General features: G+C 46.2%; 12 protein-coding genes. 7 read left to right on the plus strand and 5 right to left on the minus strand.

Features of this window, described 5'->3' with window-relative positions; translation table 11 throughout:
- Positions 1–47 precede the first annotated feature (47 nt).
- From FZ040_RS11655 to FZ040_RS11670, 4 genes are all read left to right on the plus strand, one after another.
- Positions 48–539 (plus strand): lytic transglycosylase domain-containing protein, encoded by a 492-nt coding sequence (locus FZ040_RS11655; RefSeq protein WP_255448867.1) that lies wholly within the window; start codon positions 48–50, stop codon positions 537–539.
- A gap of 15 nt (positions 540–554) precedes the next feature.
- Entirely contained in the window at positions 555–1325 is a 771-nt protein-coding gene (locus FZ040_RS11660; protein WP_149172144.1) for a hypothetical protein, read from the plus strand.
- A gap of 307 nt (positions 1326–1632) precedes the next feature.
- Positions 1633–3327, plus strand: a complete 1695-nt coding sequence (locus FZ040_RS11665; RefSeq protein ID WP_187620320.1) for a toprim domain-containing protein — start codon at positions 1633–1635, stop codon at positions 3325–3327.
- 20 nt (positions 3328–3347) lie between these two features.
- Positions 3348–4811, plus strand: coding sequence for a type IV secretion system protein (locus tag FZ040_RS11670; protein WP_187620321.1), 1464 nt, complete (start codon positions 3348–3350; stop codon positions 4809–4811).
- A gap of 61 nt (positions 4812–4872) precedes the next feature.
- Here the strand turns inward: FZ040_RS11670 and FZ040_RS11675 are convergent, their stop codons facing one another.
- Genes FZ040_RS11675 through FZ040_RS11685 form a run of 3 tightly spaced genes read right to left on the minus strand, consistent with a single transcriptional unit; the run spans position 4873 to position 6919 of the window.
- Positions 4873–5208 (minus strand): hypothetical protein, encoded by a 336-nt coding sequence (locus FZ040_RS11675; protein ID WP_149172147.1) that lies wholly within the window; start codon positions 5206–5208, stop codon positions 4873–4875.
- A gap of 30 nt (positions 5209–5238) precedes the next feature.
- Entirely contained in the window at positions 5239–6486 is a 1248-nt protein-coding gene (locus tag FZ040_RS11680) for a HipA domain-containing protein (RefSeq protein WP_149172148.1), read from the minus strand.
- A gap of 40 nt (positions 6487–6526) precedes the next feature.
- The gene (locus FZ040_RS11685; RefSeq protein ID WP_149172149.1) at positions 6527–6919 is read right to left on the minus strand and encodes a hypothetical protein; all 393 of its coding nucleotides are present in this window, start codon (positions 6917–6919) and stop codon (positions 6527–6529) included.
- Between the two features lie 149 nt (positions 6920–7068).
- Between FZ040_RS11685 and FZ040_RS11690 the strand changes: the two genes are divergently transcribed.
- Both FZ040_RS11690 and FZ040_RS11695 read left to right on the plus strand, forming a co-directional pair.
- Positions 7069–9009: a peptidoglycan DD-metalloendopeptidase family protein gene (locus FZ040_RS11690; protein ID WP_149172150.1), complete on the plus strand. Its 1941-nt coding sequence runs from the start codon at positions 7069–7071 to the stop codon at positions 9007–9009.
- 15 nt (positions 9010–9024) lie between these two features.
- On the plus strand, positions 9025–9891 hold the full coding sequence (locus tag FZ040_RS11695) for a TrbJ/VirB5 family protein (RefSeq protein WP_149172151.1): 867 nt from the start codon (positions 9025–9027) through the stop codon (positions 9889–9891).
- A gap of 22 nt (positions 9892–9913) precedes the next feature.
- Here FZ040_RS11695 and FZ040_RS11700 read toward each other — a convergent pair whose 3' ends face one another.
- Together FZ040_RS11700 and FZ040_RS14365 are read right to left on the minus strand one after the other, a co-directional pair.
- Positions 9914–10564, minus strand: coding sequence for a PBECR4 domain-containing protein (locus tag FZ040_RS11700; RefSeq protein ID WP_149172152.1), 651 nt, complete (start codon positions 10562–10564; stop codon positions 9914–9916).
- A 482-nt stretch (positions 10565–11046) separates the two neighbouring features.
- Positions 11047–11550 (minus strand): hypothetical protein, encoded by a 504-nt coding sequence (locus FZ040_RS14365; RefSeq protein WP_149172153.1) that lies wholly within the window; start codon positions 11548–11550, stop codon positions 11047–11049.
- 301 nt (positions 11551–11851) lie between these two features.
- Between FZ040_RS14365 and FZ040_RS14370 the strand changes: the two genes are divergently transcribed.
- On the plus strand, positions 11852–12097 hold the full coding sequence (locus tag FZ040_RS14370) for a hypothetical protein (RefSeq protein WP_369407141.1): 246 nt from the start codon (positions 11852–11854) through the stop codon (positions 12095–12097).
- Positions 12098–14425: the final 2328 nt, after the last annotated feature.

Below are 14425 nucleotides of genomic sequence, written 5' to 3' on the forward strand. Positions count from 1 at the left end.
TCTCTATAGCGATTTTATCGCTATGCATACTTTACGGGGGCCTCCCCGTGGAAAAGACAGCAGAGGCAGCAGATGTTCGCAGCGTGGTTTATTCGGAGGTGGCAGCCTACAATGCCAACGCCAATGAGGCGGTCTGGATCACAGACGCTATTTGTTATGCTTCCAGCCTGTACGGTGTAGACCCGCTCTTGGTGACTTCCGTAATGGAAACCGAAAGCCACTTTAATTTTGGCAGCTTCTCGAATGCCGGAGCCATTGGCCTTATGCAGCTGATGCCAGCTACGGCTTCGTCTGTGGGAGTAGACCCTTATGACCCGCTGGGAAATGTCATAGGTGGTGTGTCTTACCTGCGGAGCCAGCTGGATAGCTTTTCTGGCTCCGGCGATTACGCCGTGACCAATGCGGTAGCAGCTTATAATGCCGGGGGCAATGCAGTAAGAAATTATGGTGGCTGCCCACCTTATGCCGAAACACAGAACTATGTGGTGAAGGTGAATGACATCTACACCCAGCTGCTTAACCGATACTACTACCAGTAAAGGAAGTGAATGCAGATGAAATTTAGAAAAGCGGCCATTGCCATGGGGGTGCTCCTTGGCGTGACCGTTCCCTTTGGTGCTATGAGCCTTTCCAGCCGGGACGCCGAGGCTACAATCCTTGTTTATGACCAGAAAAACGTGGAAGAGGCCATTAAGGAAGCGGTGCAGACGGCAAAAATCCTCACTGAGGAGCAGAAACAGCTGGCACTGGACATCTTAAATACCAAGTCGTTGGATGCCAAGAAGCTGCTTGCCATGGTGCAAAATCAGCAGGCAGCGGAGGCTTCCCTGATGTCCGGGGATATTATGTATCCCAAGGGGACACTGGAGAAGCTGGGCAAGCTCCCCAGCATACTCAATCGGAATTCCACGCCGACAGCCATCATGGAAAATGAGATTGGCACCATTGAAAGCGTGTTCAATGGGGATGCTACGGTGGTGGATTTATACCAGCGAACCCAGAAAAATCGCAGAGCCTTGGATGCCACCTACAAAGCGGCAGCAGAATCGGCCAAGAACATTCAGACGGCAGATGCAAAGCTGTCTGCCAGCGTGAATACTGCGGTGGATGCGGCCAATAACGCCGAAGGGCAGAAGCAGGTCTTGCAGGCGCAGACCGCCATCCTGGCAGCAAATGCACTGGCTACTCACAACGGCAATGAGGCGCTGACAAACCTTGTGGCCATGGTGGCAGAAGAAGCCTATGCCCGGAACTATGAGAAGGCCATGACCGAGAAGATGGAGCAGGATTCCCGGGATAGCATGGCCAAATTTTGTGGACACTAGGCCAGGGAAGGCAAAAGTAAAAAGCCGCCTAAGAGTTGGCGGCCTTTTACTTAAAGATAATCTGGAAGATTTTTACAAGTAGTTTGAATATGAGTTTTAATACGGCAATGAATATAGCTCCAAAGAATGAAACAACGACAATGGCGAACATTGCTAAAGCCATAAGGCCTAGAAAACTCATGACAATCACTCCTGAAACATTCGTTATCCAAATTATATCAGAAAAATACCCCGTTGAGTAAAACATTGGCTAGTTTTACAGGGTCGAATACATATTATCCTAGAGAAAATGGAGGAGGCCTTGGCTATGAAATATTTAGACGAGCAGGAAAAGATGGAGCTGGGAAGGCATCTGGCAGATTATCTTATCGAGAGTGGATGCGTGACGGCTGATGCACTGGGAAGAGGGAATAATTTTTGCTGCCCGGACCCGGCACATGGTGATGATTCTCCCTCTGCTCATTACTACGATAAGGGGCCAAACAGCTGCCCGGTGGTGTACTGTTTTGGCTGTGGCAACACATGGGATTTATTCAAGCTCATTGGTGCAAGGGAAAATCTGCCGGATTTCAGTCAGCAGGTGGAAAGGGCACGGGAGCTTTACGGCAGCCGGGAGCGGTCAGCTGATACAAGGCCGGTAGCTTACAGTCAGCCGAGACAAAGACCAACGGTGAGAGTGGAGGCTACGGCAGAGGACAAGGTACGAATACTGCAGTATAAGCTAAACTGCCAGCAGAATATCTTGCAGACGGATTTCTGGCGGAAACGAGGATTTACGGAGGATTTTGTGAAATCCCATGGTCTTGGCTACGATGTGCGGGAAAAACGCCTTATTATTCCTACCGATACCGCTTATGTGGCAAGGGCAACACAGCCGGATGAACGCATACGCTATAAAAATCCGAAGGGCGTATCTGTTTCGCTTACCGGCAGTGAGAAGATAAAAGAGCAGGGCAAGGTCTTTATCGTGGAGGGGGCCTTAGATGCCCTGGCTATTGAGCAGTCCGGCGGCAAGGCGATAGCCTTAAACAGCGTGAGTAACGCTAATTTACTGGTCAGTCTTGCCAAGGATTCCCCTGCCGAATTTTTAATCACTCTTGATAATGATGAGGCTGGACTTACGACAGGAAAGAAGCTTGCGGAAAAGCTTGCCGACATGGGACGCTCGGTGACACTTGTTCCAAAAGCATGGGAACCATGCAAAGACCCCGGCGAGTGGCTGGAGATTGGGGGCAAGGAGGTTTTGGAGCGGAAGCTTCAGGATATTGCAAAGCCCCACACAGAAGTAAAGACCGAGGCACAGGAGGACAAGGAAACCTATCAGCAGCTGTATGAAAGACTGCTGGAGCATAAGCCGGAACACGCCAAGAGCGACCTTATCGAATATTGGGAGCGTGTAACAGGGGAGATAAGAAATGCCGTTACCCGCCTCCATGAGGCACAAAAATTCTGTGAGGCTCTGGATTTATGGACAGTGGCCATAGGACAGGCAGCCAAGGAATTTGACTTCAAGACGGAAGAACTGGCTCCTGTCCGGGAGGTGCTGAAAGAGTTGGGGAAGAACGCCCAGCAGGAGGCTGATGATTGGAATGCAATTTTTGACATCATGACCAAGCTGGATGACTTCACCCGTGACCTGATAGAAAAGGCCGTAGAGGCCAGAAAGGCAAGTCCTTTGCTGGCGCTCCCTAAAGTGCAACATGCGGGTTCATTGGATGAAGTGTTGATGAAGCTGGAGTCGGAGAATTTTGAGGCTGTCTACTATGCAGCGGTTAAAGAGGTGTGCAGAAAGCAGGCTGGGACAGGAATATTCGAGGCAGATAAAGAAGTGGTGCCGCTCTTAAAGGAAAAGGGCATAGGCAATGCCCATATCACAGGAATTATGGCCAATTCTCCGCGTCTTGAGCATTTAGATCAGCAGCAGAGGCTTATGGATAGCCGTAGATTTGTGGAGTATATAACGGGTAGTGGCAAAGATAGAGAAGAGGCGATTTCACGTTGAGGACAAACAAGGATATGGCTATGGCCATACTGGCACTTATGCTTGTGTTGGGGATAAGCAGCACGGCGCTTGCTGCCAGCAGCGATTCAATCGTGGCAGGTGGTACGGGGCTGGGAGGTAACTTTGATAAGCAGCTGGCAGTAATTGGGGGCACCTTTGTTACTTTGGCCAAGGTCATGGTGCTGATAATGACAGCGGTGGCAGCAATCATGGTAGGCTGGGGCATTGAGGACGGCAAGAAGACCATCTGGAGCTGGCTTTTGGGAGCTGGCCTTGCGATAAACTTCGGAGCTTTTCTTACGGAGACAGGCATCGTTGATATGGCAAGCAGCGCCGGACACGGGCCAGCTGTACCCCATTTTTACGAGCCGGATGTTAAAGAAAAAGTTGCGGATATGGATATACTGTCCGGCTTCATGGATAGTTACCTAAATGGCGTAATAAAACCCGGTTCACAGGCAATTTTATCCCCTTGTTTGAAGCTTTTGCTAATCCTTACGATTTTGGAAGTGGGCTGGGAAATGTCCTTCAAGCTCATTTCTGGTGACAAGGTGAAATACCTGATGTCCGTGATTATCAAGATGGGCATATTCATGTTCCTTATGATGAACTGGATTGACCTAATGGGGGCACTCGGGCAAGGATTCCAGCAAATCGGCTTCCTGGCTGGTGGTGCAGGAAGTGATGGAGCAGACCTGAAGCCAGATTCTATATACAAGAATGGGTTCCAGATATTTACCACATTTTGGGAGAAATCTTCTTTCAAAAGTATAGGTCTTGTCCTCCTAAATCTGGTTGGCCTGTTGACTGTGGTAATTGCCATGATTCTGACATCCATTGAAATGTTTATGGCACGGATTGAATTTTATACAATGGCTCTCATCACGATACCGTTGTTGCCTTTTATTATGCTTAATAAATTTGCATTTTTGGCAGAAAAAGCGATTGGCGGTATGTTCAATTTGGCGATTAAACTGTCTGTAATCTCATTTATTTCGGCTATGGCAATACCGTTTATGATGACATTCCAAACCAAAATGGCAGCAGCCAAAGACCCCTGGACACAGCCTGCGCTACTCTTTCAGGCAGTATTAGCGGCATTGGTTATTTATCTGCTCACGAAGAAAATCCCGGAACTGGTAACGAGCCTGCTAAATGGCCAGCCAAACCTTGCTGGTTCTGGAATGATGGATATGGCAAAGGGAGCAGCTATGTCTGCTGCTAATGCAGCTGCAACGGCTTCTGGCGCTCGTGGCGCAGTACGCGCTGCCAGCGCAATTGCAAGTGCTACTGGTCATGGTGGTGTGAAAGGTACATTGGCAGAGTTGGGAAAATCGAAACTTATGAGTACAGCTCCTGTGGCTAGATATAGACAGGCCATTGAAAATATGGACAATCTGAAGAGAAATACTGGTGAAGCAATGTTGAAGAATTTAAGTAAAGGACGGTATGCAAGGAAAAACTTAGATAAAGACTTCAAATAAGAAAATAGCTATCATCACCCACGATGATAGCTATTTTCTACATATTCCTTGTATATGGTGGTTAATTTGAGGACTTGCAACTCAAAACCGCAGAAAGGAGTTCGTTTTGTTTGTTTATGGCTTCTAACAATAAATCGTATTTCTTTTCGAGTTTATCGAGCTGCTCTTGATTGTGCATTGAGGCTCTAAAAATATCATTGATTGTATCGTTAAAGCAGGGGGCTTTTAATCGGATAATAGCATCTAAATTATCTGTTGATAATTTAGATTTTAAAGTATCGGTAAGACTTTCAAAGTGTAATTTGGATATACCGTAGTTTTCCTCAAAATTCTTTGCTTCTTCAAGTTCTAATCTTTCTTGTTCAATTTCTTTTTTGCTTTTGCCAAAAAGTCCCATGAGTAACCCTCCTAGTGCAACTAAAATATATTATCTTGAATAACTTTCATGCTGCGCTTGTTGTTTCTTTTTTTCCTGATAGATTGCCAATATACGTTTTGCACGGATTTGTACCATTTCCGATAATTTATCAACGGCTTCATCGCTGACATTATAAAGGGGATGTTTTTCAAATTGGAAATTTAACAGTGACCGTATATGGGGAATATGACGTGGGGCAACAAACAGGCGGGCTTGCATATCAAAGCTGAGATATCTAGCGTTAATGCTATTGATATATTCCTCCAAATTATTCAGTCCATTTTGCGAGGCTCCAGAAAGTAATGAAAAGCCATTATCAAAGATGGGGGCAGGGCGTAGGAATTCCCCTGTATTGTTGTCTACAATGTAGCCGAAGTTTCCTAAGTGCCTATCTTGGTTACATATTAAAGAATCAAATACCATAAGGTCTTGGTAAGCACTTTCGCCATATAATCTTGCCATTTTTGCCTGACTGGACAAATCACTAAGGTTTGCATCTTTAGTGTCAAAACCTTTGGCTAGGAAGAATTCATAGGCGTTAATGAAGCCTTCGTTTTCGGAGGTGAATAGTTTGCATTTGCATACTATTTCTTTATCCCCATTGCGGTGATGGAATTCCTCTAAGTCATAGTCAACGTGTTCAAATTCCATTTTCTCCGCTATCTGTGCTGCATAGAACTCCATGGTAGCCTGATTGCGTCGGTCAGGACGAGGAATAAGGTCATCACCCTTTAGCAGGAAAATCCCCTCTTTCCTGTTTGTCCAACATTTTTTTAACATCCCGGAAGAAGTTAGTTCCGGTGATGTAATAACACCGTTTACTTTCTCATGATAGCCGGTAAATGCTACATAGGCAAGAACATCATCAAAAGGATGGTCATAAAGATTGAATTCTTGCCATTTTGCGGGGACATTATCATTGGTAATCCAATATGCATCGTTAAGCGACAATGCATGAGATATGTCAACATATTTCAATGGATTATTAGAATCCTCTATGGCATTCATAAGTTGATTTACGAATTGCCTATTTTTAGGAGCTTTGCGTTGATTTATCCAAGCAAGAAGTTTTTGGTTATTTAAGCCATTCTTTAGTGGGTATGGAAGAAGGTGTTTGTTTTCTTCCACTATATCCGCTATCTCTACCTGATATTTATATTGTGTTTCACCAAATTCATGCTCTGCCTCGCTTTGTAAATGAAAGTGAACCAGTGCTTTATCTTTTGAACGAAGTGTATATGAAGCTATTGTTTCCATAATAAAAACCTCAATATTGCTATTTAACTAAGTTGTGGCGTTAATCTTTTTCGAAAACATCTAGTAATGCTCGTTGTAGCAGTTGAGAACAGTTTATTCTCTTTTCTTTTGCGATATTAGACATCCATGCTGGCATAGTAACCGCTTTGGTAACGGTTGCCTTATCATGTTTCATTTTATAGGCAATGCGGTCAAACTCAACGACTATTATGCTTTGTCCTTTGGGGGGAGTTATCTCTGCTGGGTCGGTTCCTTTTATTTTAGGCGTCAGACCATCGTCAAAGAACTTATCCAATGCCTTGTGGCTGTTGTCCATAAGCTCCGCAAGTGATTTTCCCTCTACGTTAATCCTCAGGTCTAGCAGCCTGCCTGTATATCCTTGGCCGTCAGGTGTGTGCTCTATGAGCATAGGATAAAAATATCGTTCCGACATATGTAATATCCTCTCATTCTCAAAATTCTCTGTAAATACAATAACATATATTTATATATGTTTCAAGGCTGTCAGTAAAATATTGGATAGTTTGCGGAGCAAATTCGTCAGTAAACTTTATATAGATATTCCCAGGAGGAGGTTTGTAAATGCTAAAGCGTATCGCAGTTTTGTTATTGATGCTTTTGAACTTATCCATAGCCAGTACAGCATTGGCCTATTCAGAAGATATAGGAGCTATCGAAAGCGAGATAAATAGCGGGGGAGGGAAACTAAATTGGCCGGTGCCAACGCCACCTGCTGTTATGACTTCGGCTTTTGGCCCCCGTATTCATCCGATTACAGGAAATCTTCGCAATCATGGCGGTGTTGACTTAGCGGGAGATTTTGGTGACCCGATATATGCAGCTGGTGATGGTGTTGTAGAAGATGCCTCGGTAGGCTATAACGATGGTTATGGAAACCTGGTCATAATTGACCATGGGAACGGCCTTAAAACGTACTATGCTCACAATAGCACCGTGGATGTTTACCCCGGCCAGCAGGTACATGCTGGCCAGATTATCGCTACCATGGGGTCTACTGGTGCATCTACCGGCCCGCATTGTCATTTTGGGACACAACTTAATAACGTATTTGTAGACCCAGGGCTATTTGTAGCAGGTATGGCGCAAATGGAAGTTGAACAGTTTGGCAGCCTTATAAACGGCGGTGATCCAACAGCAGCAACAGACTTTGATGACAGCAATGTTTCTCTGGAGATTTCTGCTGATTTTGCCAAGCCGCTGAAAGATGTCATAGATACTTTCGTGGATTTAATGACCAAGGCCTTGGGAATAATCAAAAACTACATCTGGCAGATTTTTGCTTGCCTGATGGCCATAGACCTTGCCATGTCGGCTATGTATAAAGGCCTGGGCGCATGGGGAGATAATGATGAGCATACCTTTACCAGCTGGTTCTTCTACAAAATCATCACCTATGGCGTATTGATTTTCATGCTGATGAACTGGGGCGATTTTATCGGTAACCTTGCCTTGGAAAGTTTTCCGCAAATTGGAGCCCTGGCAGTAGGGGAATCTTTGGACACAGCAGGTCAGACCGTCTCAGACCCGACCAAGATTGTACAGAAGGGAGTGGAGATAATTGTCCCACTTATCAATGAGGCGTTGAAGGTACATGGATTTCTTGACCTGTTCACAGAAGGGTTCACGTTCCTCATCTGTGCGGTGTTTGGCTGCATTTTCCTTATTCTCTTTATGATTATTGGCATACAGGTGGCCAAGGCATACCTGTTCTTCTATTTCACCATTCTGTTCTCCTTTGTCAATTTCATGTTCGCCGGACTGAAACAGACACGGAAGTGGGCTTCCAACGGAATTAATGGCATTTTCGCTGTTTCCCTAAATCTTATGTTCTTCATCATATTTACGGTGATGCTCCAGTTTACTATGCAGAATCTTGTGGTGGGTGATTTTGTCGAAACAAAAACCACTGTGTCAGAAGTTGGCAGCACGGCAAAAATCATCAGTGAAGATGATTGTATGGCTCGCATCCGGGCTGTGGAATCCTATGGTGGCAACTATCACTGCGACAATGGGCAAGGCTACTATGGAGCCTATCAGATAGATTATGGCCACTATAACAACTGGGATAGATGGTGCAGGGATTATGAAAACAGTAACGGCACACTAATTCATGACGGAGAGAACTACACCCGGTGGAATTCCTATGGAGACAAGGATACAGCCCCGGAGCCCAGTACAGAGTATCCGTGGGCACCACAAAATCAGGATAAAGTAGCGAGGTTCATCATAGAGGGCTACTACAACAAATATGGCTCATGGGAAGCCGCTTGCCGTGCTTGGAACCAAGGTGAAGGAGGTATGGAAAATGCGGCTGCCTATGAATACCAGGCGGCTATTCTAGGCCATCATGGAGCGAACAAAACCAGCCGTGTGGCCAATATGGCGCTGCTCTTCCAGCTCCTTCTGCTGGTACTGCTCTTTATTCTGATAGCTGACCACATGGAAAAACTGATTAACAAGCAGTTTGGCGGTATGGGCTTTAAGCTCACCAACGAACACTAGGAAGGAGGTGAGAACATGAGAAAAGGTAAAATATCATATTGCCTTGGAGTGCTTGGGGCTTGCTTTATAGGCGGCATTGGAGCCTACGGCATAGGCTCCGCTCACGCTGTCCCCGGTGTGGATAAGCCCTTTGACCCGGCCAATTATTACAGCATGACCAGCGTTTCCTATGCGGATAGTGCTCCGTCACCCTTTGCCCTGAAGGATTTGGCAAGGCAGGGAGGCAATGTTTATGACTACGCCAGGCACATGAAAGCCATCCTTGCTACTCAGAATACGGAGAATTGGTTGGCCACAGCCTTGGAGCGGTTTGGCATCAAGGTCAAGAATATGAACCCCTTGGATAACAGCATCTTGACCACCGTGCAAAGAAACATTGCCAGCTTGAACAGCGACACGGAAAGTAGCGGACTGGGAGAAAAGACCTTGGATTTCTGGAAAAGCAAGATTTTCCGTAGCACGGAAGACGGCTATGTGGATGAAAGCACCTATAAGCCGCAGGAACAATATCAGGCTGCCGCTTCAATCTACAAGTATTACGGTGATAATGCCAAAGGCTTTATTGATACAGCAAAGAGCGAACAGGCAAATATCACTGCTATCATGGAAGCCAGCAACAATGCTGAAGGAGAAATGCAAGCAGACCAAGCCAAGGCCGATGCTATGGCCATGTTGGATGCAGAAACTGCAAGGCGGAATACTCTGCTGGGGAATTTAGCCAGCATCAAGGCCGTGGAGGGCAAAATCAAGCAAAATGAGGATTTAGCCTTTCGGCGGCAGGTACAGGATGCGCAGATAAGCATCGAAGACCCTTATCATCGTAACGAGCGGTCAAAAAAGCTCTATGAGAAATCGGAGCCGAAGGGTTTTGTGAGATTCTAAATAAACAAAAGCCTGAATGCGTTTAATCAACGCAATCAGGCTTTTGTTCTAGGGATGTTAGGCACCCTTCATCGCTTATGAAATTCTTGTGACGATATAATTCTTCTTCGGTTACGTTATTAGCATGGTGTTCGATTCGTTTTTTGAAAAGAACTGTATATTGCGTCTGTCTGGAGCTGTAATCAAATTTTTCCATAGGGAAGATGGAGTTCATACAAATTGTGCCTGCCTCGTCTTTTACGAAGAAAGAAAATGTTATTGTTTCACTATCATAGCTTCCCTTGGCTAGGTAATCTGCCGTTATCTTAGTTGCAAAAGATACTTTTCTATTGTCATATGCAAAGAATTTTGTATCATTATTCTCAAGAATAGTTGATAAGTTCTGCAATGCTATCAATCGGGGGACTATTTTTCTGAAATTATCGTCATTCTCTATTTGGCTAACTGTTAGTTGACCTTTTACGATATTAGCTAAAATCTTAGCACTGGTTTTTTGCTGAAATTTGTAGCGTAGCTTCAACTTGTGTAGTCCTGCTAAATGATAGAAATTTTCTGGTTGAAAGGTTATATGCATTGTTGAGGTTTTTCCTTTACGCCCCAAAACAATAAGATATTCTACCTTGATAAGTTGTTCGTAAGCTTTAGCAGCCGCTTGCAAAATGTCTTTGTCCATAGGTTACCTTCTAAATACTAAGCAAGGCGGATGCCATTGAGAAGATGGCATCCGCCTTGTAATTTGCTATTTTTTCTGTCTGCACACGGTTGTGCATATAGTCAGGTTGAGGTTTTTATAGCAAAAACCCTACATATGGCTACTCCGAGTCCCGCATCCTGACACGCTTCTCGGTATCAACACCTTTACTGACACACTCCGTTGCCAGTTCTCTATGTAAATAATACCACGCTTTAATGTGTATTGTCAAAATAATTGTGGAGAGAATTTTGCCAGGATAACTATGTATAATATTACTAACAGAATATTCTTGTAACATATATAAATATATGTTAGTATTTTAGTGGAAAAGCAATAGAGTAAAATATTGCATAGTTTTCCAACCCCAAAGCAGATTTACCATGGATATGAAATTACCTTATATAGGAGGCATATCCATGATAAGCAAAAATGCTCTAATGACTGAAGCAGACCGCTTCATCCTAGACATGCAGTCGAACCAGCAACGCTATATCGACTTCCTGTCTACCATGGGCAAGTACCACAAGTACGGTCTTACTCAGCAAATCAATCTTTTTTTCCACGCCCCGGCGGGTGCCAGCGGTGCAGTGGCTACCAAGGCCATCTGGGAAAAGTTGGGGAGGAAGGTGGCAGATAATGCCAAGCCTATCCCCATCATCACAGGCAGCGAGTATCAGGAACACGTTGAGGAAGTTTTTGATGTCTCGGCCACCGAGGGCTATCAAGGGGAAAAGCTCACATGGGAATATGACGAGCAGAAATGTAAAGCCTATATGGATGAGCATTTTCCCGGCCCCAGTGACCTGTCCATGCCCCAGCGAATCCTTAATTTCGCCAAAAGCTATACTGAGGCTTTGCCCTGGGTAGAGGACAAGGAACTTACAGCCCTTAGTACCGCCTATGTAATCATGGAGCGTCTGGGCTATGATGCCGAAGATGAGATTGGCCTTGAGCTTATGCTTCATGATTGGGAGGATGTCAATGTTGAAAAGACCCTTGCCACGGTAAATGATGCCAGCAAGATGGTTTTAAGTCAGATTGGAGATTATATCAGAAAGGCGGAGAGACAAAATGACAATGGACGAACTGATGGCAACAGAGCAGGAATATCAGGAAATGCTCACCCGTTGGGACATGGAGGACAAGGCGAGGGAAGAGCGGATGAAGGAGCTGGACGAGTTAGACCGGCTGACGGCGAAGGCCAAGGAAATGAGGCAGCAGATGAACCTGATGCCCGGACGGTGGTCGGGGATTTGGGCGAAGTACATGGAGGAAGAGAAACCAGCCCAGTGGATAGAAATTCTCCAGAGCGGGAGAGTGCAGCTGATGCTGGGACAGGTGGACATGGAGTACAACCAGAAGTACGAGCAGATGAAGGCGGAAATGAAGAAGAAACGGGGCCTGAACCACATATTCCAGCAGAGGGACTTCATGGGGTACACGAGGGCAATAATGGCGATGGAGGACGAGATAGTGTCTCTGCTGGCCCAGCAGCTGACGAATCAGGCGTAACAGAAGAACCTTCTACCCATATTACCGTTACCAAGGCATCCCTTCACCCGGTTAGAACACCAAATGGCGGTGTAGCCTGGGTGCCGGAGGACGTAACGGAAAAAGAAGTTACCGTAGATGCTGCCGGAAAAGTCACTGAGGAAAGCGAACCGGCAGCCGTACCTGAAGATAAGCAGGAAAAAGAAGATAAAGCTCCAGCTGATGAAGAGGTTGATATTGGCTATCCCAAACCTACACAGGCCGAAAGGGACATGTCCAGTAAACTTTGGGCTGGGCGTGTACCCAAGGGGAAATACCTGGAATATTCCATTGCGGCGCTTCATGTGGAATTCTATCGCTGGCACCAGATAAAGGAATATGGCGGTGGGATGTATGAGACGGATGGGCAGGCAATGAACCTTGTCCGCAATCACATCATAGCTACGCTATTGAATTTGGAAAAGCAGGGATTGACGCTGCCAGAGACGGAAAACACACCGCTCCCCCCGGAATACCCCGATAACTACATGAAGCTTGGAACCAAGGACTATGAACATCGTTTGAAGTTCTTCACCAAGAGTACGATAGATAATCTGATTCACGAACTTCCCGCTGACTTTCTTGAAGAAGAAAAAGAGACACTTTCGGAAGAAGGGGGATCACTGGATGAACCTGCTCCCATAGAGGAAGAAGAAAAAACGCCTGACCAGGAGAACGAGCAGGAGCCGGAAAAGCTCTTTACTACGGAGGATTTCAGCCATTTAGATTTTACGGCAGATATGTCTACCACTTCCGGTAAGCGCAAGGTCTTTGAGCGCAACATGGCAGCTATTCGCACGGTAAAACGGTTGGAGGACGAAGAACGGGAGGCCACGCCGGAAGAACTGAAAGTACTCAAAAGCTTTTCTGGCTTCGGCGGCCTGCCGGAAGCCTTTGACCGATATAATACCGCTTGGCAGAAGGAATATAACGAGCTGCGGAACAATCTCACAGATTCCGAGTACAGCTCTGCCCGGGCTTCTACGCTCAACGCTCACTTCACGCCCCCGGAGCTTATCAAGGGGATTTATGAAGGGCTGGAAAAACGTGGCTTTACTGGGGGGAATGTCTTGGAGCCGTCCTGTGGCAATGGCAGATTTTTGGAAAATATGCCGGAGGGCATTCGGGAGGCCAGCATTATTCATGGCGTGGAGCTTGACCCCATCACAGCCCGGATTGCAGCTCATATCTATACGGATGCGACCATTTCCAATCAGCCGTTTGAGCGTACTACCTATGCGGATGGTTCTTTTGACCTGGCTATCAGTAATGTGCCCTTCGGGGAATATCGCATAACCAGTGATGTGCGTTACAAGAAGCAGCGCCCTTATATTCATGACTATTTCATCAGCAAGATGGTGGATGAAGTACGCCCCGGCGGCTATGTAGTAGCTATGACCAGCTCCGGCACCATGGATAAGAAGTCATCCAAGGCAAGGGAGGATATTGCTGCCAAGGCCGAACTGGTAGGCGCTATTCGTCTGCCAAACACGGCTTTTAATTCCTCTGGCACCAGCGTTACTTCGGATATTCTCATCTTGAGGAAGCGGGAAACACCTCTTAACATTACCCATGATAAGAACGGGGAAGTTCAGGGAGAAGATGCCAACTTCATGAGCTGGGTATATTCAATGCCGGAAAGTGAATTGGGGTATCAGAACCTCAACCATTATTTCAGCCAGCACCCGGAAAACGTGCTGGGAAGTCTTGCTGTTGTTTCCGGCCCCTACGGGGATACGCTGACTTGTGAGCCGGAAGAGGGCATGGATTTGGGGAAGCAGATTGCCGAAGCCGTAGCAAACTTTGAAGGAAGCTACGAAAAAGCCACTGAACCCCTAGAGCCACCGGTGCAGGAAAACACACAGTCCGGCAGCAGTTTTGGCTATGCCTATGAAAATGGCAAGGTGGTCTACCATAATGTCTATGGGGAGACGCAGGATTTCCAGAGCTTTATCCATCAGCAAATGGTGAGGGATGCCATTATCAGCCAGCAAGGGGATAAGAAGGCCAAAGGGGAAGTGCTGGGAGAGGAAGATTTGACCGAAGGACGGCGCAAGAAAATCAATGCTGTCATGGCCAAAGCCCCGGAACTGGAAAAGAAGGTGCTTTCTCTTATCCATATTCGGGATGCAGTCAAGGATGTCTTCGATGCCCAGACCAATGGTTGCTCCAATGAAGAATTGTCTGCCTTGCAGGACACTTTGAATTCCATCTACGACCAGCATGTGAAGAACTACGGGCATATCTTCAGGGACACGGAGCTCTTGTCTTCTTTCCGGCATGACCCAGCATGTCCCCTAATGGAAGTGC

Source organism: Pseudoselenomonas ruminis (assembly GCF_008271295.1).
Classification (GTDB): Bacteria; Bacillota; Negativicutes; order Selenomonadales; family Selenomonadaceae; genus Selenomonas_A; species Selenomonas_A ruminis.

Coding starts and splice junctions, on each gene's coding strand:
- FZ040_RS11680 (WP_149172148.1), bottom strand. CDS start 6,486: ATGGAAACAATAGCTTCATATACACTTCGTTCAAAAGATAAAGCACTG.
- FZ040_RS14365 (WP_149172153.1), bottom strand. CDS start 11,550: ATGAAGCATAAGCTCAAGGCCAATCTCATCTTCGGCATCATAGCCCAG.
- FZ040_RS11675 (WP_149172147.1), bottom strand. CDS start 5,208: ATGGGACTTTTTGGCAAAAGCAAAAAAGAAATTGAACAAGAAAGATTA.
- FZ040_RS11660 (WP_149172144.1), top strand. CDS start 555: ATGAAATTTAGAAAAGCGGCCATTGCCATGGGGGTGCTCCTTGGCGTG.
- FZ040_RS11665 (WP_187620320.1), top strand. CDS start 1,633: ATGAAATATTTAGACGAGCAGGAAAAGATGGAGCTGGGAAGGCATCTG.
- FZ040_RS11700 (WP_149172152.1), bottom strand. CDS start 10,564: ATGGACAAAGACATTTTGCAAGCGGCTGCTAAAGCTTACGAACAACTT.
- FZ040_RS14370 (WP_369407141.1), top strand. CDS start 11,852: ATGGAGGAAGAGAAACCAGCCCAGTGGATAGAAATTCTCCAGAGCGGG.
- FZ040_RS11690 (WP_149172150.1), top strand. CDS start 7,069: ATGCTAAAGCGTATCGCAGTTTTGTTATTGATGCTTTTGAACTTATCC.
- FZ040_RS11685 (WP_149172149.1), bottom strand. CDS start 6,919: ATGTCGGAACGATATTTTTATCCTATGCTCATAGAGCACACACCTGAC.
- FZ040_RS11670 (WP_187620321.1), top strand. CDS start 3,348: ATGGCCATACTGGCACTTATGCTTGTGTTGGGGATAAGCAGCACGGCG.
- FZ040_RS11695 (WP_149172151.1), top strand. CDS start 9,025: ATGAGAAAAGGTAAAATATCATATTGCCTTGGAGTGCTTGGGGCTTGC.